15 protein-coding genes are annotated in these 19,357 nt (G+C 66.0%); 6 read left to right on the top strand and 9 right to left on the bottom strand.

What is annotated here, in order from left to right; all coding sequences use genetic code 11:
* Positions 1-15: 15 nt before the first annotated feature.
* The 5 genes from M3190_RS12020 to M3190_RS15540 all read right to left on the bottom strand — a co-directional run bounded on the left by M3190_RS12020 (position 16) and on the right by M3190_RS15540 (position 7,893).
* The gene (locus M3190_RS12020) at positions 16-1,815 is read right to left on the bottom strand and encodes a DUF4012 domain-containing protein (RefSeq protein ID WP_251581880.1); all 1,800 of its coding nucleotides are present in this window, start codon (positions 1,813-1,815) and stop codon (positions 16-18) included.
* A 36-nt stretch (positions 1,816-1,851) separates the two neighbouring features.
* Positions 1,852-2,982, bottom strand: coding sequence for a hypothetical protein (locus M3190_RS12025; protein ID WP_251581882.1), 1,131 nt, complete (start codon positions 2,980-2,982; stop codon positions 1,852-1,854).
* Positions 2,979-4,616 (bottom strand): ATP-binding protein, encoded by a 1,638-nt coding sequence (locus tag M3190_RS12030; protein ID WP_251581891.1) that lies wholly within the window; start codon positions 4,614-4,616, stop codon positions 2,979-2,981. The genes M3190_RS12025 and M3190_RS12030 overlap by 4 nt, the downstream gene beginning before the upstream one ends.
* 45 nt (positions 4,617-4,661) lie before the next feature.
* Positions 4,662-6,176, bottom strand: coding sequence for a sugar transferase (locus M3190_RS12035; RefSeq protein ID WP_251581893.1), 1,515 nt, complete (start codon positions 6,174-6,176; stop codon positions 4,662-4,664).
* An 85-nt stretch (positions 6,177-6,261) separates the two neighbouring features.
* A complete protein-coding gene (locus tag M3190_RS15540; RefSeq protein ID WP_251581902.1) occupies positions 6,262-7,893 on the bottom strand; it encodes a sensor histidine kinase in 1,632 nt (543 codons plus the stop codon).
* A gap of 109 nt (positions 7,894-8,002) precedes the next feature.
* On the opposite strand from M3190_RS15540, the gene M3190_RS12045 reads away from it, so the two are divergent.
* Positions 8,003-8,368: a response regulator transcription factor gene (locus tag M3190_RS12045; RefSeq protein WP_251581904.1), complete on the top strand. Its 366-nt coding sequence runs from the start codon at positions 8,003-8,005 to the stop codon at positions 8,366-8,368.
* A 9-nt stretch (positions 8,369-8,377) separates the two neighbouring features.
* Here the strand turns inward: M3190_RS12045 and M3190_RS12050 are convergent, their stop codons facing one another.
* The 3 genes from M3190_RS12050 to M3190_RS12060 are packed head-to-tail and all read right to left on the bottom strand — an operon-like array spanning position 8,378 to position 12,530.
* The gene (locus M3190_RS12050) at positions 8,378-10,117 is read right to left on the bottom strand and encodes a hypothetical protein (protein ID WP_251581906.1); all 1,740 of its coding nucleotides are present in this window, start codon (positions 10,115-10,117) and stop codon (positions 8,378-8,380) included.
* A 19-nt stretch (positions 10,118-10,136) separates the two neighbouring features.
* Positions 10,137-11,012, bottom strand: a complete 876-nt coding sequence (locus tag M3190_RS12055) for a hypothetical protein (RefSeq protein WP_251581908.1) — start codon at positions 11,010-11,012, stop codon at positions 10,137-10,139.
* A gap of 3 nt (positions 11,013-11,015) precedes the next feature.
* Positions 11,016-12,530 (bottom strand): polysaccharide biosynthesis tyrosine autokinase, encoded by a 1,515-nt coding sequence (locus M3190_RS12060; protein ID WP_251581916.1) that lies wholly within the window; start codon positions 12,528-12,530, stop codon positions 11,016-11,018.
* Positions 12,531-12,785: 255 nt separating this feature from the next.
* Here M3190_RS12060 and M3190_RS12065 point away from each other — a divergent pair, with 255 nt between their 5' ends.
* From M3190_RS12065 to M3190_RS12085, 5 genes are all read left to right on the top strand, one after another.
* Positions 12,786-13,895, top strand: coding sequence for a glycosyltransferase (locus tag M3190_RS12065; protein WP_251581918.1), 1,110 nt, complete (start codon positions 12,786-12,788; stop codon positions 13,893-13,895).
* Positions 13,896-14,107: 212 nt separating this feature from the next.
* Entirely contained in the window at positions 14,108-14,941 is an 834-nt protein-coding gene (locus M3190_RS12070) for a glycosyltransferase family 4 protein (protein WP_251581920.1), read from the top strand.
* A gap of 513 nt (positions 14,942-15,454) precedes the next feature.
* The gene (locus M3190_RS15410; protein ID WP_308222256.1) at positions 15,455-15,640 is read left to right on the top strand and encodes a DapH/DapD/GlmU-related protein; all 186 of its coding nucleotides are present in this window, start codon (positions 15,455-15,457) and stop codon (positions 15,638-15,640) included.
* Positions 15,637-16,659 carry a glycosyltransferase family 4 protein gene (locus tag M3190_RS12080; protein WP_251581922.1) on the top strand — a complete coding sequence of 341 codons (1,023 nt, stop codon included), beginning with the start codon at positions 15,637-15,639 and terminating at the stop codon, positions 16,657-16,659. Before M3190_RS15410 ends, M3190_RS12080 begins: the two co-directional genes overlap by 4 nt.
* Positions 16,652-17,929 carry a hypothetical protein gene (locus tag M3190_RS12085; RefSeq protein ID WP_251581923.1) on the top strand — a complete coding sequence of 426 codons (1,278 nt, stop codon included), beginning with the start codon at positions 16,652-16,654 and terminating at the stop codon, positions 17,927-17,929. The genes M3190_RS12080 and M3190_RS12085 overlap by 8 nt, the downstream gene beginning before the upstream one ends.
* Here M3190_RS12085 and M3190_RS12090 read toward each other — a convergent pair.
* Positions 17,906-19,336 (bottom strand): lipopolysaccharide biosynthesis protein, encoded by a 1,431-nt coding sequence (locus tag M3190_RS12090; RefSeq protein WP_251581925.1) that lies wholly within the window; start codon positions 19,334-19,336, stop codon positions 17,906-17,908. The genes M3190_RS12085 and M3190_RS12090 overlap by 24 nt on opposite strands.
* Positions 19,337-19,357: the final 21 nt, after the last annotated feature.

Consider the following 19,357-nt stretch of genomic DNA (forward strand, 5'->3'; position numbering starts at 1 on the left):
CGGTGGCGCGTTGCGTCAGCCGAGGCCGGCGACGGTGGCGTCGGGCTCGCACGAGGTGCGCACGATCGGCGTGAGACCGGCATCGGCGGTGGGGGTGACCCAGGCCTCGGCGTTCCGGATGTCGGTGTCGCCGATGACATCGATCGTCACCGTCTGAGTAGCGCCGGGCTCGAGGTCGATGGAATACGACAGCACCTGGCGATCACCGACCATGCCGCCACCGAAGCCGCGCCCTGTCGTGATTGCGGAGGAGGCGACCGCGAAACCCTCCGGCAGGTAGACCTCGCCGACGACCCGGGCGGTGCCGCCGGGGACACCGTAGAAGTCGTCAGCGACGACGTAGGCAGGAAGCGCGGTGGCCGCGTCGGCGGGCGCCGTGTTGGTCAGGGTCACGCTGAGTTGCAGGGTCCGCGCGCTGCGGCCGCTCGCGCAGCCGGCCCACGCCAGCTTGACGTCCGGCGTGACGTAGTAGTCCATCTTCGAACCGCCGCCGTCGTTGAAGTAGACGCCTACCCTGGCGGTGTCCACAGAGTTGCGAGGAGGAGCGCCCGCGAGCGTGGTCCCGGCGAGGATCTCCTGCTCATCAGCATCAGCGCTCCACAGAGAGAGGCGATGCTCGCTCCCTGCTCGGCCGAGTGCTGCAACCAACTTCGCCGGATCGACGTCGCCGGTCGTCAGCGCTTCGAAGACAGAACCTGCGGCGGCCGCGAAGAACGCGTCCTGCTCGCGGGGGTCGTCGTACTTCGCGTAGACGTCCGAGAGCAGCAGCTCGACCACGTTCTCACTGGTGAGCTCCTCGCCGGTGACGAGCATCACGGGGCCGGTGGCCTGGAGGATGTATGACAGGGCAACCGGATCGATGGCGATCACGCCAGAGACGTCCCGGCCCTCTCGTTTCGCGAACTCCTGAGCCAGGCGGGCGCTGAGAGAGAAATCCGGGACCTGCGTCACGTTCTGGAGAAAGCGCCCTGGCTTGGCCTGATAAATCGTGGCGTATTCGCCGAGGTCCAGCACCGGGTCGGAGTACCGGTCGACGTCAGTCGAGCTCAATTGTCCTGTGAGGGCCAGGCGGCCGTCTTCTGCCCGAAGGAACGTCGAGGCGCCGACGATTCCTCCGAGCGAGCGCCACTCGGCATTGTTCTGGACGAGCACCATGTGATCGCGAGGCTCGTCGGCGCCAAGCATCGACGGCAGCAGCTTGCTTGCGCGGGCGAGGGCGTCGGTGCCGGACGCGACCTCTCCCAGCACATCGCCGAGCTGATCGACGGCGCTCTGCACCGGGGTGACCAAGGGAGCGCGGTCGATGTCCGCAACGCTGTCGCGAGCGGATGCCGCGACAGCGGCCGCATCCGTGGCGGGCTGCGCGAGCGCTGCGAACACCGATGTGTCGATGCGCCCGTCGACGGGGACGAAGGCTTCGACACCGAAACCGTCCGCGACCGAGGCGATCGGACGGACGGTGCCCGTGACCACGTCGTCGACAGCAGCCGCCGCGTCGCCGAAGGCGGCGAGCTGCGGGCCCAACCAGGCGACGCTCTCGGCGCCCTGCCATATTGGGTCGGACGTCAGCTCCCTCGCCGTGGCAGTGTGTCGGGCGATCTCGTCGATCGCCTCACCCGCGGCGCTGAGGTCGCCGATGTCCGACGCGATCGCCGGCGCCTGCTTCTGGGCGCTCGCCAGGTGGTCGTACGCGAGGTACCCGCGCACCGCGATCCACCCGAAGGCAAAGAGCAGGAAGAGGAGTGCGAACCCGACCACCCACACGACGATGCGGCCCGCGGTGCGGGCGGCAGGGGGCAGGAACGTCTCGGGCATCGGCACGATCCTACGGTGACGAACGCGCAATCCTGATCAGGGAGCGAAGACTGCGCGCTCCCACCGGTCGCCGCCCGACACCTGGGCGTGGGCGGCGGCCTCTCCTGCAGCCGCGCGGAGGCGATCGAGGTCCCAGTCGGCCAGGGGAGCGGCCGCGACTCCGATGCTCGCCGAGAGCCGCACCGGGACCGCCTGCTGGTCCGTGAAGGTCCCGATGCGCTCCAGCAGCTGGGACATCAGTCCGCGCACGGCGGTGTCGGGACGCGGGATCAGGACGAGGACCTGTGTCCGTGACACGGCATGGAGGTCTGCTTCGGGAGGCATCACGTCGCGGATGTCGCTCGCGAACCGGGCCGTCACACGGTGGAAGGCGCGGCCGCTGGAGGCGTCGAGCAGCTCGCCCGGGTCGTCGAGACGGATGTCGAGAAGCGACCACCAGCGGTCGTCGGCGGCCTTCGCGCGGGCCAGGCGATCACGCGCGACCGCGGAGAAGTCCAGCGTCTGCTGGGGGTCCGTGCCCTGCGATCCGCGTCGCACCAGGTAGAGCAGGGTGACGAGCGCGCACACAAGGTAGAGCAGGGCGACGAGCTCGTTCAGGGAGTAGAGCCCGGACATGTCCGCCTCCGACTGCCCGCCCTGACCGTTCACCCACCGCACGACGCCGTCGATCCCCACGAGGAGCGCGAGCCCCACGAATCCGACCGATGCCACGAGAAGCGGGAGCGACATCTCCAGCTCTGGCTTGCGCAGACGAACGAGCTCCCACACGGTCAGTCCCGCGACGACGGCGCCCACGGCGAACGCGACGCGGAAGACCAGACCGTACACGTCCGTCTCAGCGGTGAGGCCCAGTGCCACGGTGAGCACGCTGAAGACCGCGATCGTGGGAATCAGCATGATCGGCTCGCGTCCCCGGCGCGCTCGCAGGCCCACCCAGATGAAGCCGGATGCGCAGAGGATCGGGCCGTGAGCGGCCGCTCGGACGAGACTCGAATCGACCTGGTCAGCGGCGACGAGCAGGTAGCAGCTCAGCATGGCGACGGCGAAGCCCGAGGACCAGATCGCGGCGGCTCGCCCGGGGAAGGACAGGAACCCGAGGCCGATCATCATGATCGTGCAGGCGGTGGCGAAGGCCACCAGCACGATCGTCACGTCGACGTGCGTCATCGCTCGCCCCCCTCCTCACGACCTGCGGCGGGGAGACGGACCGTGACGGTCGTCCCGCGTCCGAGAGCGCTCTCCACGGCGATGCTACCCCCGTGCGCCTCGACGATATCGCGCGTGATGCCCATGCCGAGGCCCGTGCCGGGGACGGAGCCCTCCTGCGCATTCTGGGCGCGGAAGTACGGGGTGAACACCCGCTCGACGTCTTCTGACGTCATGCCGATGCCCTCGTCGGCGATCGAGATCACGACCCATCCGTCGTCGTCGAGGCCCGCGACGACGCGGAGCGTGCCGCGGTCGCTGTACTTGATGGCGTTGCTCATGATGTTGTCGACGACCTGCCGCAGGCGGAACTCGTCGCCGTCGACGGGGAGGGGGCGGGCGACGATCGGGTCGATCGAGAGGGCAGACGCGGATGCCGCCGGCTCGAACGCTTCGATGGAGGCCTCGACCAGCTGGGCGGCGTCGAACTCCGCGTGCTGGTCGGCGGCATCCGTCGACTGCGCGAGCAGACCCTGGATCAGGGTGAGCATCCGCTCGCTCGCCGACTCGATGACATCGAGATGGTCGCGCTGGCCCGGGGTCAGATTCGACCCTTCGAGCAGCAGGTCTGCGTGGCCGAGGATCACCGTGAGCGGATTGCGCAGCTCGTGCGCCACCACGCGGGTGACGTGCGGCCGCTCGCGCTGGGCTTCGGCGACGGCGGTGAGATCCGCCAGCTCGATCACGGCCGTCGGCTGGCCGAGGGAGTTCGGCGCCGCGTCGCTGATGGACAGCCCGAGGGCGCGCCAGGTGCCGCTGCGGTCGAAGAGCCACAGACGTTCGTTCTCGACCACTTCGCCGCGGCTGGCCCGCGCGATGGCCGTCTCGGAGGGGCTGAGGGCGCGTCCTCGATAGTCGGAGTACTCGACGGCGCCGCCGAGCGGGAAACGGAGATCCTGCGTATCGAGGGAGTACAGCGCGCGGTAGGCGGCGTTGGCGGACACGATCTCGCCGCCGCGGGTCACCCGGGCGAGGGCGACGGAGATCGAGTCGAAGACCGCGTTGACACGCTGTTCGGCCGAGTGAACGCGGGAGACGGTCGCGGTCAGCCGCTGCGCCTGATTGCGGGCGAGGATGCGGAACGCCCGCGTGCGCCGCGCGCCGACGGCGATCGTGATGGCGAGGAACGTGAGGGCCAGCACCACGATGAGCAGCTCGACGATGACACCGGGCGAGAAACCCCAGCGGTCGGGATCGGCGAGGTTCATGACGGCGACGGCGCTGATGGCCAGCACGATCTCGGCCGTGCCGAAGTACGTCGCGATCCAGGCGATCGGGAAGAGCCAGAGGTAACCGAGGATCGGTTCGACGAGCGTGAGGAACCCGATCGCGACGATGTCGGCGAGAGGGAGCACGAACGCCGCGTGTCGAGGGACGCGCGCCCAGGGCGTGACGAGAGTCGCGATCGAAGAGATGATGATGACGAAGACGCCGATGAGGTAGCCGGGGCTCGCCATCAAGCCCACGTCGAGGATGCTGACGACGACCGTGATGGCGACGACGCTGAACGTGAAGATCAGCTGCCACTGCCAGACGGACCTCACACGGGTGCCGATGAGCTGACTGTCAGCCCAGCGGCTCTCGGTTGTCGGCATCAGGTGGCTCCGTCGCCAGTGTAGCCACGTGCGGACGGCGCAATGTCAGAAGGCGGTCTCACCGGGCGCGAGCGCAGCCTTGGCGGTCTTGAACAGGATGACGACGTCGCCCACCAGGGTCCAGTTCTCGACATACGAGAGGTCGAGTCGCACCGACTCCTCCCACGTCAGCGACGAGCGTCCGCTCACCTGCCAGAGCCCCGTGATGCCGGGCTTCACGAGGAACCGGCGGTGCACGTGGTCGGCGTAGAGCTCGACCTCGCGGGGGAGGGGCGGCCGGGGGCCGACGAGCGACATCGATCCGCCGATGACGTTGAACAGCTGGGGCAGCTCATCGAGGCTGAGGCGGCGCATGATGCGACCGATCGGCGTCACACGCGGATCGTTCTTCATCTTGAACAGGACGGTGTTGCCGGCATCCCGCTCCTGCTCGAGCAGGGCGGCGAGACGCTCCTCCGCGTCGATGACCATCGAGCGGAACTTCAGCATCGTGAACTCGCGACCGCCGTGACCGACGCGCGTCTGGCGGAACAGGATCGGGCCGGGGCTGGACAGCCGGATCGACATCGCGAGGAAGAGCAGGACGGGGCTGATCAGGGCGACGCCGAGCGACGCCGCGGCGACGTCGAGGATGCGCTTGGCGACGCGCTGCCCACCGCTGAAACGCGGGGTCTCCACGTGGAGCAGTGGCAGGCCGGCGACGGGGCGGCTGCTGATGCGCGGACCGGCGATGTCGGCGATCCCGGGGGCGATCACGAGGTGCTGCCGGCCAGCTTCGAGGCTCCACGAGATCTGCTTGACCTTGTCGGCGGGCAGCTCATCGGTGCTCGTCACGACGACCGTGTCGGCCTTCGTGACAGCCATCGCGCTGCTCAGTGCCGAGATCGACCCGATGATCGGGATGTCGGTGCCTTCGATGGTGTCGGCGACCGCGGCGCCGGGGACGCAGGCGCCGACGACGTGATATCCCGCGCTGGGCGTGCGGATGAGGTCGCCCGCGATGTCGACGACCGACTGGCGCGATCCGATCAGCAGCACTCGGGCCGAGAACCCGCCCGTCCGTCGCTGGGCGATGAGCCATTGGCGCCAGAGCCAGCGCTCGAAGAGGAGGACGAGGATGCCGAGGGGCAGGCTGAGAAGCAGGAAGCCGCGCGCGACCTCGATCTGAGTGAGGAAGGCGATGATGGCGATGACACCGAACAGGGTGACGCTCGACCGGGCGATCCGCGCATACTCGGCGGAGCCCGCACCGATCACGCGGTAGTCGCGGGTGTCGGCGAGGCTGAGGGTCAGCATCCAGACGAGGATGAGGCCGGTCGAGAAGCTCCAGTACGAGATCTCGCCGGCGACGCGGCCGGAGCTGATGGCGATCTCGGCGGCGCCGAGACCGAACCACGCGATCTGGGTGCCGTAGACGACCCACACGAGGACGAGGAGGTCGCTGATCCACAGGCGCCGGGCGTAGACGTGACGCCACGAGCCCCGCTGCGGCGTCGGCGTGGTCGCGGCCGGCGTCCGCTCGTCGTGGCCGTCGGCTGTGTCAGTCACCGTGCTCGCCATCTTCCCCCCAGGAGAGGGCTCCCCCGCCCCTCGCAGGCACCGTACCAGTGACCTGTAACACGCGTGTGTCCGAGACGTGATCGATCTACGCCGTCGTCGGCGCAGCCGGCAGGCGGAGGGTGGCGACGACACCCTGCCCGGGTGACGAGGTCAGGGTGATGTCGCCGCCGTTGCGGCGGGCGAGGTCGCGGGCGGTGGCGAGGCCGAGGCCGAGGCCGCTGGCCGTGCGCCCCTCCGCCTCGCGGCCGCGGAAGAAGCGTTCGAAGGCGTGGGCGAGCGTCTCGGGAGACATGCCGGGGCCGTCGTCGGCCACCACGATCGCGATGTCGTCGCCGATGCGGCTGGCGGACACTTCCACGGTTCCGGCTTCGGCGAACGTGACGGCGTTGGCGACCAGGCTCCACAGCGCGCGCCGGGCGTCGGCGTCGACGGCGATCACGTGCAGGCCGGTCTTCGTCGTGACGAGCTCCGTGCGCCGCGCGACTGCCTCGGCGTGGTGGGCCGCGCGCACGTCGCCGACGAGCTCGTCGACGGCGACGCGCACGCGCTCACCCGGCGAGGCCGCTTGCGTCAAGCCGTCGAGGAGGCCGGCGAGGCGGGCCGCGCCGCGTCGGGTGGCATCGACCCACGATCGCTGTTCCGTCGTGAGATCCGATTCGCTCAGCAGGTCGGCGTACCCGAGCACGTTGGTGACCGGCGTGCGCAGCTCGTGGCTGGCGGCGGTGACGAAGTCCTCGCGCTGGCGCTCGAGATCGAGTTGGGTAGCCATGGCGGACGCGCGCGCGCGTTCGGCGGCGGCGATCTCCTCTGCGGCCCGCACCGCCACCGCGGCGTTCGTGCGACCCTCGAACCGCGCGACCGAGACCAGGACGGTGAACAGCCCGATGGCGCTCATGAACACCACGAGAGTGACCGCGGCCTCGGCCGACTGGACGGTGCCCAGACCCGCGGTGCCCCCGGAGGTGAGTGTCAGCAGAAGAGCAGTGACGGAGGTGACGAGGGACGACCAGATCGCGACGCGGACCGGGAACCGAAGGCATCCGGCCGCCAGGACGGCGAAGGTCAGGAACGACAGCTCGGTGTAGCCGGGCGGGCCGAAGGCGAGGAGCACCGCGCCTCCGACGACCACCACATGGGCGATGAGTTCGACGGGGCGGACGCGTTTGCCCGTGTCCCGGGGCAGGATCGCGAGGCTCCCGATGAGCATCATCGCCGAACTGTGCGAGGCGAAGATCACGATGGACGTCGGGAGGAACGTGCCGCCGCTGACGACGACGTTCGCGGTGGTGATACCGGCGGCGGCGACCGCAGCGCCGAGGAGGACCGCCCCCACGAATCGCGCAGCGTCGGTCAGCGAGTCGAGTCGGAACCGGGCACCGCGTCGGCGAAGGAGGGCGACGACGAGCGCGATCTCGATCGCGTTGAAAAGCCCGTAGAGCAACCACAGCTGCCAGGGTCGCCCGCCGATCGCGTTGGCGAGAGCGGTGAGTCCGAAGATGAGGGCGATCGCCGTCCACCGGCGCTGGGGTGCGACACGCAGCGCGAACGCGACCGAGACGCCGGCTGCGGGCCACCAGATGGCGATCGGAAGCCCGTTCGCCTGGAGCCGGACGCCGATGAGCGCGAGGAACACGATGGCCAGCGAATTCAGCGTCCACAACGTGATCCGACGGCCCGATGGGACGGGGCCGAGCCGCTCACCCTCGATCCCGATCACGCGTACACCGTACAACCGGTTCGTCACAACGGGCGTTTCGCACGAACGGCGAAGTGTAATGTCAGCAGCATCGCCGACGTTCGGGTTCGGCAGGACACGAGGTGACCGCGTGGCGCACGTGCTGGTCGTGGAGGACGACGTCGATGTGGCGTCCTTGCTGCAGCAGGTGCTCGCGCGCGTCGGCCACGAGGTCGACGTCGCCCACGACGGCGGCGCGGGATTGGATGCCGCGCACGCCCGGCATCCGGATGTGGTCATCCTGGACTGGATGATGCCGATCAAGTCGGGCATCGAGGTGTGCTCGGAGCTGCGGTCGGACCCGGGTTTCGCCGACACGCGCATCATGATGCTGACGGCCCGCTCGTCGCCGCAGGACGTCTCGCGCGCGAAGGCGGCGGGAGTCGACGACTACGTCACGAAGCCGTTCACGCCGCGGCAGCTGCGCGAGCGGATCGAGACGCTCCTCGCCTGCTGAGCGACCGCGTCACTGCGGCGGGAGCTCGAACTCGCGCTCGAGCACGACTTGGTCTCCGACCTGACGCAGGGTCGTGCCGACAGCGCGTGTACCGAGCCCCCGTGGTGCGGGCGTCGCGGGCGCCCGTGGGGAGAGGATGCCGGGGCTCGAGATGCGCAGCCGCAGTCGGTCACCGGTGCGTTCCATCTCGACGGCGGCCTCGCGCGCGGCGGAGTGCTTCACCGCGTTGACGAGCGCCTCGTTGACCAGCCGGCTCGCCTCCTCTCCGATCGCGGGGTCGTCGAAGGCCGCTCGCGCGTCAGGCTCGGCGCCGACGCGCACGTCCATGACGACGGACCATGCCTCGACGAGGTCGTCGATCGTCTCCTCGACGACGAGGTTCGCACCGGTGCGGAGTTCGTCGAGTACCTCGTCGGTCTGCGTGCGGAAGGTGTCGATGGTCGCCGTGTCGGCGGAGGACTCGTCCACGTGCGCGGCGAGGATCACGCACCTGCTCTGCAGTCGGCCGTGCAAGAGGTCGCTCGCGCGGCGCAGCGGCGCGCGCGCCGACTCGACGGCGGACGCCAGGGTACGGGCCGAGACTCGCAGAACGGATGTGGCGCGCACCTCCTCGGCTCGTGCTCGGCGGTATGCGTCGACGGACATGCTGATGACTGAGGCCGTGAGCGGCAGCGCGAGCAGCGGCACCAGACCGAGAGCGCCGACGTTCGGGAGCAGGGCATAGGTGAGCGCCAACACTCCTGCCCCCGCGAGGGCCCAGGTCGCCAGGAACACGAGACCGCGCAGCCTCGCCCGCAGGCCTCGCGCACGGCGCGTGATGAGGGATGCGACGAGGTCGAGGGCCGCGCAGGCCGTCACCGCCGCCATGACGACCGACGGACCGCCGTGCGACAGCCCGAAGGGGAGTGTCGCCGCGACGTAGGTCAGCCCGACGCTGAGCGGTGGTGTGGTGCTGAGGCGTGCCAGGACCGGCACCCCTCGTGCATCGTCGAGATCGATGTCGACGGGGGCGTCGTCCGGCGGCCACTGCGTCAGCTCGTCGAGTCGGTGGCTCGCGGCGCGCACGCGGGCGGAGTAGTCGCGCACCGCGTCGTAGTCGACGGTGCCGTGGAGCAGCGAGTCGCGGTGCCGCCGCAGGTCATCGGAGATCTGCGCGAGCACGGTCGGCACGGTGCTCTGCAGGTGGGCGGCTTCGGCCGTGCTGACGCGCATGAGCGCGCTCGCCGAGCGCAGTCGGCGCGTGGTCGCCCGCAGGCGTCGGTGATACGTGACCGCGATCGCGCAGACGGTGAACAGGATGACCGACGTGACGATGTTCGTGGTGATGCGCGTCGTCCAGTTGCCACCGGTGGACAGCCCGAAGAGGGTCGCACTGACGGCGTCGTTGAGGAAGGGACGGACGGCTGAGAGGCCGACGATGGCCGCTGCGATCACGGCGACCCGTTCGCCCGGGCTCTTGGCGAGGCGCCTTTCGGCGTAAGCGGCGCACAGTCCGAGGGCGGCGAGCGGTATCCACCCGACGGCCGCGACCGCGACGCCCCGCAGGTACCCGTCGAACGAGGGGATGCCGACGCTCGGCACGCTCAGGAAGGTGCCGACGACGAACGACATGAGGAGCGACCATCGCGTGAAGTATTCGCCGCTGACGAAGGGGGCACCCAGCACGGCCAGAGAGGTGCGGATGCGGCGTTCCAGCGCGGCGCGACGGTCGTGACGCGTCACCGTTCCCCCTTCCTGCATGACGGCCATGGGAAGCGTAGCGCTCGGATCAGCGAGGCGTGGACGTCAGGGCGTTCCCGTTCCAGAGCCAGATCGCATCGTCGGTGAGAGTCAGGGCGGTCGGTGCGGCGACATCCGCGTCGACGCAGGCGATCTCCTGGCGGTCGCCCGACAGCGCGGTCAGCTGCAGGCCGACGCATTCCGGCGCCACCGAGGCGGCGACGATCTCGCCGTTGTGGATGTCGAGGGCGACCACGCCGTCACCGATCCGCGACGTCTGCCCGCCCGTCGTCTCGTACGCGGTTCCGTCGCAGAGGAAGGCGGCGGCGTCGCCGGAGGCGCGGAGTCCCCACGGCTCGGCGCAGGGGGCGGTGAGCGCGGTGCCGTCGATGAGGACGGTGCCGTCAGCGAGGTAGGTCGATCTCGCGAGGACCTTCTCGTACGGCGACCAGAAGGCGCCGTCGGTGAACGTCTGCAGCGCTTGGGTCTCGCAGCCGTCACCGACGTCGGCGATGGCGGTGGCCTGCGTGTCGGCGAGGAGGGTGAGCGCGCGGACCTGTGCGATGTCGCGGTACGTGGGCGTCACGTCGTCCCAGGTCGCCCCGTTGTCGTCGGAGCGCTCGACGACAGGGGCGGTGGTACCGCAGCTGCCGGCGGTCGCGCGCCAGATCACGTCGTCGCCCAGGACGAGGAAGCGCTCCGCAGTGCCGGGCGCAATGATCGCCGTCGGCGACGCGGAGGGCGACGGGGACGGTGACGGAGTCGTCGCCGGCACGGGATCGGCGGTCCGATCGGCGACGGGAGCGCCCTGCCCGCGCTGCAGTGCGAGCGCGACGAGGCCGCCGACCGCCACCGTCAGCGCGACGACGAGGACGGCGACGACGACGGAGGGCAGGCCTCGGCGGACCGGGGACCGGCGGGCCATGGGTCAGCGGACGGCGGTGTCGCCGGCGTCACGTGCTTCGCGTCGCGTGTCGAAGCCGATCTCGCCGATGGCGGGCGCGGTGTCGGGGACGACGGCGACGGGGGCCTTGCGCTTGCGTCCGCGGGCCGCCTTCGGCTGCTCCTGCGTGTAGCCGTAGCCGCCGTACCCGTAGCCATATCCGTAGCCGTACCCGTTGTAGTAAGAGTCCGGGCCACGGGTGGGGACCATCGACATGACGAACCCGGCGACCTTCGCACCCACCGTGTGGAGCGCCTCGACGGCGCCTTCGAGCTGGTGGCGAGTCACCTTGCCGGCCGAGGCGACGAGGATCGCGCCGCTCGTGCTGCGGGCGAGGATGGCGGCATCCGTCACGGGCAGGAGCGGGGGAGCGTCGCACAGGACGACGTCGAAGTCGCGCTCAAGGACGTCGAGCAGCGTGCCCATCTGCTTCGAGCCGAGCAGTTCGCTCGGGTTCGGCGGGATCTTGCCGGCGGGGAGGACGAACAAGCTGCGGCCGCCCCAGGGGAGCATGACGTCGCCGACCCGGGCCCGGCCGATGAGCACATCGGTGAGGCCGACACCGCCCTCGATGCCGAGGTACTCGGCGACCTTGGGCTTGCGCAGGTCGGTGTCAAGGAGTGCGACCTTCTTGCCGGCATCCGCCAGCGCGATGGCGAGGTTGATCGTCGTGGTCGACTTGCCTTCGCTGGGGACCGAGCTCGTGATGACGAAGCTCGAGCGGCCGCCCATGTCGAGGAACTGCAGGTTGGTGCGGAGCGCGCGGAACGACTCGGCGCGGGGGCTGAGCGGGTCGGCGTGCACGATGAGCGGGCGTTCCTTGGCCTTCGTGTCGTACGCGATCGCGCCGAGCGAGGGGGACGAGGTGATCTGCTCCGCCTCGCGCGGCGTGCGGACCTTGTTGTCGAGGACAGTGCGCAGAGCCGCGAAACCTATCCCTATGGCGAGCCCGAGAAGTGATCCGAGCGCGAGGTTAAACGGCACATTCGGGCTTGAGGGTGCGAGCGCTGGTTGAGCGTCACTGACCCGTGTCAAGCGTATCGGGCTCCCGCCTTCGTCGATCTGAGGCTCGATCTCGGGCACTACGTCAGAAAGGCTCGCCGCGATAGCATTCGCGAGATCAGCAGCAACGATCGGGTCCCCGTCGGCCACAGTTATGGTGATCAATGTTGTGTTGAGCGCCGCGGAGGCCGACACCTTCGAGGCGAGACTCTCCGCTGTCGTACCGAGGTTCAGGTCCGCGATCACCGGGTTGAGAACGATGGGTTTGTTGACAAGGCCGACGTAGGTGTTGATACGTGTCTGCGCGAAGTTTGACCCCTGCTGGACGTCAGTCACTGAGCCGCCAACCTGGGTGGAGACAGCGATGCTGCTCGTCGATTCATACGTCGGTGTCCTGGTCAGAGAGAAGGCTGCAGCTGCGCCGACCCCGATGAGGATGAGGACTACCACCACGATCCAGTTCTTGCGCAGGACGCGGATGTAGTCGCTCAGCTCCATATGCGTGCCCCTGATCCTCTTGCTCGAGATGCCTCTCGAAATTCGCGAACAGTCTGCCACAACCTTGTAACCGGCATGTGACAGTGAGGCACTCGCGGCGCGCGCCCCTTGCGGGGCGAAACGTACCCCCGCCGCGACACATTCACGTCACAAACTGCTGCTAGCGTTCGGCGGGCAGTCGGGTCGTGGTCACCTCCTTGCCCCGGAGGGTGACCCTCGCCGATTCTTTGGTGTCCGCCAGAATGAAGAGGTCAGATGCAGAAGCTGTCAGTTTCCATCATCGGCACTCGGGGATACCCCAGCTATTACGGCGGTTTTGAGACGGCGGTGAGGCACCTCGCGCCGTTCCTGTGCGATGCAGGGTGGGACGTCACCGTGTACGGCAGAGCAGGCGCCAACTCTCCTGATGATCCCGATCGCGACCCGCGCGTGGGCTCGCGACTGACACGCGGGGTCGAATCGCGCTCGATGAGTACTTTGACATTCGGCCTCACGGCATCGATCGACGCCGCATTTCGACGGCGGCCGTCCGTCGCGCTCGTGATGAACGTGGCGAACGGGTTCTATCTCCCGATGCTCCGAGCGAGTCGTATCCCAACCTTGGTTAATGTCGACGGAATCGAGTGGGACCGCGAGAAGTGGGGACAAGCAGCGAAACGCATGTTTAGGGCTGGCGCGAGGCTCACGGCTCAGCACGCTACAGAGCTCGTCTTCGATGCTCGGGCGATCCGCGATCGGTGGGAGCGCGACTTTGGCCGAAGCGGGACGTTCATCCCGTACGGCGGGACCGCGCCGGGCGAGTTGTCCCCCCCGATGGGACTGACTTCTGGAGAGTACGTTCTGGTCGTAGCGAGATTTGTGCCCGAGAACACGGTTCCTGAATTTCTGCGGGCCGTAGAGTCCATTGCCCGCGACAGTCCAGTCGTGATCGTGGGGTCGACGGGATACGGTGGTGAACTGGACGAGTATGCGCAGAGGTTGGATGCAGAGCACTCGAATGTGCACTGGCTGGGACACGTCCGAGACGATGGCCTTCTCTTTGCCCTGCTTCAGCATGCGGGAGTCTACTTCCATGGGCACAGCGTAGGCGGGACAAATCCCGCCCTCGTCCAAGCCATGGCTTGTGGTGCGCCGGTCGTTGCGCGGGACACTGTCTACAACCGGGAAGTCCTGGAACAAAACGCTCTGTTTGTGAAGCCGGATCCAGAGTCCATCGCGAGTGGCATCACGGAACTGATGCGTGACCCTGTTCGTCGTGAGGCTTTCCGAGAGGGAGTTCGACGCAGAAGTCAGCGGGAGTACACATGGGACTTGGTTTGCGAACGGTATGAGGCAACCTTGCGGCGACTCGCGGCGGGATCCTGATGAGAAGAGTTCTGTTCGACGGCTACTGGCTGGTTGACGGTCCTCCGTCGGGCCGCAATGTCATTAGCGGACTGATCGAGGGCTGGAGATCGGCTTTTCCGGACGATGTGATCGATGTGGCTGTCCCTCGTGCCCCAAAGGGAGTTTCCGTGCCGCCCGGAGTGCGCCTGCTTACAGTGGCACCCAGAGTCTCAAATCACGGTCTATGGGTCATGCTCCAGATCGGCTTAACGGCCCGTCGCTACGATGCGGTTGTCTCTCAAAACTTCACGCCCCTGACGGGGCGAGGTCAATTCATCCGCGCTACCTTCCTTCATGACGCGCTGTTTAGGGACAGGCCCCAATGGTTCACGCTGAGCGAGCGGCTTTACTTGGGGGTGGCGAGCCTTACTCTGCCTCGAGCGCGCCGAGTACTTACCTCGTCAAAAGCGGAGGCGGATCGGATCCGAAGGGTGTTCCCGCGCGTGCGAGCACGGGTGGCTGCCGTGGGGCTCTCGGTGCCGTTGGACTTGGATCAGCCAGGGGGCGTGCCATCGCTAGTGGCGATCGAGCGCCCCTTCATCTTGGCGGTCGGTCGCCTGAATGTGAGAAAAAATATCCAGCGTTTGATCCGTGTGTTTAGTCGTGGTGGCCTCGCGGAGCGTTTTGACCTGATCATCGTGGGTGCACCGGACGGGAAATCCGAAGCGGTGACCGATGTCGCAGGGGTGCATTTCACCGGACACGTGACAGATTCAGAACTCATCTCCCTCTACTCGCAGTGCGAGTTTTTCGTTTTCCCGTCCCTCGGAGAGGGATTCGGTCTGCCGCTGCTGGAAGCTGCAAGATTCGGCGCGCCGAGCGCGGCGAGTGATATTCCTCCATTCAGGGAGATCAACACAGCTGCCGTGTACTTCGATCCGCACGATGACAAATCTATGGCCGAAGGTCTCGCCGAAATGGCTTCTCAGCATCGCCGTTCGGCGAACGGCTCCAAGGGTGTGCCCGCGGTAGCGCTCAGTTGGGCAGACGTCGCAGTAGCTGCCCGCTCCGCCATGTTCGATTGAGAGGGGCAAAACTTGATCCGGAAGCTTGTCGATCGCGCGTACCGTCGCTCCAGAAAACTTGATAGCGGGTTCGACCCCGACGTGGCGGTAACTGACTTAATCGGCCTCATCGTGGAGAAGGGCGTGCAGAGGTTTCGGGGTGTCGCGCGTGGCCTCCCCGGAGTCTATTTGGGGCGTTCGGTCCGCATTCGCGGGCGGCGCCGCCTATCTGTGGGAACGGGGGTCTCGTTGGGTAAGGGGGTAGTCCTTGAAGCTCGCTCGAGAAGCGGGATTTCACTTGGCGACTCGGTGACAGTCGACGAGAACGCGCTCCTTCGCGCGTCGGGTGTTCTGCGCAATCTCGGCGAGGGAATCGTCGTCGGGGATAGGACTGCCATTGGTTGGAACAATTTCATCCATGGCGGGGGCGGGGTGCTCATTGGCCAAGATTGCTTGCTGGGGCCATCGGTCAGCATCTTCTCTGAGAATCACCGAGTCGACGACGTGAGCACACCTATTCGCAACCAAGGCGAGGTGCGGTCTCAAGTCATCCTGGGAGACGACGTCTGGGTGGGTTCGGGTGCGACGATACTTTCGGGTGTCACCATCGGAAGTGGTGCGGTCGTGGCTGCCGGTTCGGTTGTCACCAAGGACGTGCTGCCTCGGAGCATTGTCGCGGGGGTTCCTGCGAAACAAATCGGATCACGGGGACACTCATGAACAAATCCGTCGCGTTCTTCACCGGCAGTTCGGTGATCTGGGGAGCAGAACTGAGTCTTCTCACGATAGCGACGCGAGCTGCGGGCGGTTCCCGTCTCATCGCATCGAACAACGAACTCGTCGAAATTTGGCGATCGCAGATAGGGCCTGCTAAGCAGGTTACGCTCAGGCATGGCCGACTTCGAAGGCTGCTCAGTTTCCTCCCAAATGCGATTCATTCCGTCTGGAGAGGTGAAAATATCGTAGTCTTCGATTTCTACCTCATGCCGTTGTTCGCCATTTTGCGTCCCCTAGCAATTCTCCGGGGTGCTCGGATCGTAATTGATGTACACGACGCACTCATCGGTCACCCGAAGCGTAAGCCCTACTTCTGGCTGATGCGATTTGCTCACCGTGCGATATGTATCAGCAAGTACATTGCGAGCCAGGTGCCCACTTCGGACAAGGTTGTTGTGTACCGGCCCGTGGAGCCAGCATCGTCCGGCAACGATGGTTCGGCGGGCGTGGTGGGGATAATAGGGCAGATCTCCCCACGAAAGGGAACAGCGTTTGCGGTCGAGGCTGCGGCTGCAGTGGATGAGGTCGCTGCAGTAACTGTTCGCGGCGCAGCAGTCGACTCTGATCTCGATTACCTCGAATCTGTATTGCGGACGGGCGAGGAGCTGTTGGACGAGCGCTTCCGATTCGAGGGGAGAGTTCCTCGAGACCGAGTGATGGAAGATATCGACATACTTGTCGTCACCAACGCCGGGGAGCCATTCGGGCGTGTCGTGGCCGAGGCGCAGTTGAGTGGGGTCGTGGTAGTCGGGCCTGCCGCTGGCGGGACCCTCGAGCTGGTAGAACACGGAGTTACCGGGTTGCTATACACGCCGGGGGACGTCGACGAGTTGAGCGACCTGATCCGACTGGCCATAAGGGACGCGAACATCTTGAGAGCAAAAGCCCGGGAGTTCGCATCCTCAGCCTTTGACCCAAGGACTCGCGCAGAGGAATACATGGATAATGTTGCCGGTGCCTGAATCGCTGGCGCCATCGCGATCACAGGTGGCACTCTTCTCGCTCGCGGTCACTCTTGTCGCATTCCCGAATGTGCGATTTGGTGGGGGAGGAGTTGTCATCCTGCCGGAGCACATCGCCATCCCCATCTTCCTGTTACTCCTACTTGCGCGCAGGACGGTGGCTCCTCCGGCGCGATCGCGCTTGGCGATCGCCGGCGTTATCTTTGTGATTTTCTGGTCTCTCTTTACCCTTGCCTCAAGCGTTCTCGTAGCTCTTGATCCACCCCAAAGCCTGCGAATAATGGCTTGGATCGCATCGAACATTCTCTCAAGCATTCTCGTCTATTCCCTCAGAACGCTTATCCCTTATAGCCTCAATGTGATCACCAGTCTGCTGATGTTGGTCATTCTCGTCACGCTCATCGGGTGGGCAGTCGCCCAGAGCACGCGACAGATCAATGACTTTGTAGAGGCTGATTATGCGAGCCTCGTGTTTCGACTTCAAGGATTCTTCGTCGAACCCAACTTGTACGCGGCATTCCTAACCCTCGTTGCAGCCATGCTCTATGCCTGGAACAAGGTCGTCCGACCGCGCCTCTACTGGACTTTCATGGGCATGGGAGGCTTTTCTATTTACCTCACCTTTACCCGCGTGGCGTGGGTCGCATTCGCAGTGGTCCTAACGGCGAGTCTCCTTCGAACGTTACGAAGGCGTCCCCTTCTCTTGTCGGTTGCCGTTGTCGGGCTCGTCTTCGTCTTCGTGTTTGCGACCATGGGCAACCAGCAGGGGCAAGACTCACGCTCAGGCGACCCGCTCTTCGATGCGACGGTGGGTCGCATCACTGGGCTGTTCAACACAGCGCAGGGGACGGGGTACACCCGCGTGCTGACGATCGAAAGCGCTCTGTCGGACCTCACAACGACGGGTGCTTGGTGGACTGGATTTGGGCTCAACGGGTACAGCCAAGTACACGACACCGGTGTCACGTCGTGGGCTGCGCCCTACTTGCCGACTCTGTGGATCGCCATCTTCTATGACGGCGGAATCGTGGCCGGAGTGAGCTTCGTGATCGCCGTCACCCTGTTCTGGCTAGCTTCGCGACGCTCTCGCGGCACGATCTTCTTCGCCTCATTCGTCCTCCTGGCGGGGGCCACCAACAATGTGTGGTTCGCGTTTCCTTGGGTGCTCGGCGCGATCGTGGTAGGAGCGGCTTCCTATGTGACGGCGACCGAACCCCCCGGCCAAAAGCGCGCTGCCCACTCGCGATCATTTGCGCTTACGACGCCGTAGCTGGGCGTTGAGATCGCCGAGCATTCTCCGGACGACGGTCAGATTCTCGGTGCCGGCGAAAAGCCACAATAGAATCAGGTACACAATCAGCGCCAGGACGCATACCGGTAGCGCAAATGTCCATATTCCAGGCTTGGATCCGGCCCAAGGGGTCATCTGCAATGCAAAGACTCCTGCCAAAACCGGAATCATCGCCGCGAGTCCTCGGATGAGTTGGAGCGCGTAACGCCACACATCGATCCGCGCTCGCGTCCGCAGAACCCACAATCTGATCGGCCACACCACGAAACGCGCGAGTCGAGAGAAGGCGATCCCCGCCACCCCGAACGGAATGAATGCGAACACGAGTATCGTGCTGACCAGATTTTGGAGGAGCGCTAGCCAAAGGGCGGACCCAGCGTTCCCAGTCGCGATCAGAGCGTTCCTGTCGAAGTACATGATGGCTCCGAGGGCCCAACCGCCCGCGAGAATCCAAACGGTCTCGACGGATGGTAGCCATCGATCACCGAAGACCCCCCCAACGATTTGTGGGGCGAGGCCCGCTACGATACCGAAAACGAAAATGCTCAGAGATGCCGCCGCGAACGTCATCTGTCTGAAGATCCGGTCGAGGCGCTGTCGATCATCTTGAACACGGGAAAAGGTGGAAAGTGACACGCGAGCCATGACTGATGTCACCAGTTCGATTAGGATCGTTCCGAGCCGTTGCGCAAGAAAGTAATACCCGAGATCTGATGCCGAAAAGAACGCGCCGATCACGAGCTTGTCGACATTCGCCTGGACCGCATCGAGCAAATCAATCGCGAGAATCGCCGTTCCAGTTGACCACATGGAGCGCAACGCATGCCAGGAAAACTCAGGGCTAGGGCGCCACGAAGACGCCGCCCATAAAGCAACTACCGCGACAGCGGAAGTAACCAGTGTCTGAACGACGAGGGCCCAAATTCCGCCTCCGAGGAGCGCGATCGGAACCGCGAAGATCGCCCCGCCCAACGCGCCCACGAGTTGTCGTATGGAGAGTGGCTTGAAATCCAGCTCTCGCTCGAGAAGGGCGGCCGGCACTTGCGAAAGTGCGGCTAGAGGCAGCGCAGCAGATAGCACTTGAAGAATGATCGTCAGTTCCGGCTCGTCGAATACCGAGGCAATCGCAGGGGCAAGCAGGATGAGCGATCCTGCAAGTAGGACTGATAACCCGAGTGATGTCCAGAAGACAGTGGAAGCATCTTGCGGACCTAGATCTTTCCGCTGGACCAGTGTGCGGCTGAAGCCGGAGTCGACGACCACCTGCAAGATTGCGACGATCGACGTCGCAATCGCGACAAGTCCAAACTGTGATGGATCGAGTAGGCGAGTGAGAATCGCCAGCACACCGAGGGAAAGTAATCTTGAGCCCCAACGTTCGGCCACGACCCATCCGATCGAGCCGAT

Origin of the sequence: Microbacterium oleivorans (genome assembly GCF_023715745.1) — a bacterium.
GTDB lineage: Bacteria > Actinomycetota > Actinomycetes > Actinomycetales > Microbacteriaceae > Microbacterium > Microbacterium oleivorans_D.

What these genes read in the sequence shown, in the direction of transcription:
- M3190_RS12020 (WP_251581880.1), bottom strand. Translation starts at nt 1,815, where the DNA reads ATGCCCGAGACGTTCCTGCCCCCTGCCGCCCGCACCGCGGGCCGCATC.
- M3190_RS12025 (WP_251581882.1), bottom strand. Translation starts at nt 2,982, where the DNA reads ATGACGCACGTCGACGTGACGATCGTGCTGGTGGCCTTCGCCACCGCC.
- M3190_RS12030 (WP_251581891.1), bottom strand. Translation starts at nt 4,616, where the DNA reads ATGCCGACAACCGAGAGCCGCTGGGCTGACAGTCAGCTCATCGGCACC.
- M3190_RS12035 (WP_251581893.1), bottom strand. Translation starts at nt 6,176, where the DNA reads ATGGCGAGCACGGTGACTGACACAGCCGACGGCCACGACGAGCGGACG.
- M3190_RS12050 (WP_251581906.1), bottom strand. Translation starts at nt 10,117, where the DNA reads ATGGCCGTCATGCAGGAAGGGGGAACGGTGACGCGTCACGACCGTCGC.
- M3190_RS12055 (WP_251581908.1), bottom strand. Translation starts at nt 11,012, where the DNA reads ATGGCCCGCCGGTCCCCGGTCCGCCGAGGCCTGCCCTCCGTCGTCGTC.
- M3190_RS12060 (WP_251581916.1), bottom strand. Translation starts at nt 12,530, where the DNA reads ATGGAGCTGAGCGACTACATCCGCGTCCTGCGCAAGAACTGGATCGTG.
- M3190_RS12065 (WP_251581918.1), top strand. Translation starts at nt 12,786, where the DNA reads ATGCAGAAGCTGTCAGTTTCCATCATCGGCACTCGGGGATACCCCAGC.
- M3190_RS12070 (WP_251581920.1), top strand. Translation starts at nt 14,108, where the DNA reads ATGCTCCAGATCGGCTTAACGGCCCGTCGCTACGATGCGGTTGTCTCT.
- M3190_RS12080 (WP_251581922.1), top strand. Translation starts at nt 15,637, where the DNA reads ATGAACAAATCCGTCGCGTTCTTCACCGGCAGTTCGGTGATCTGGGGA.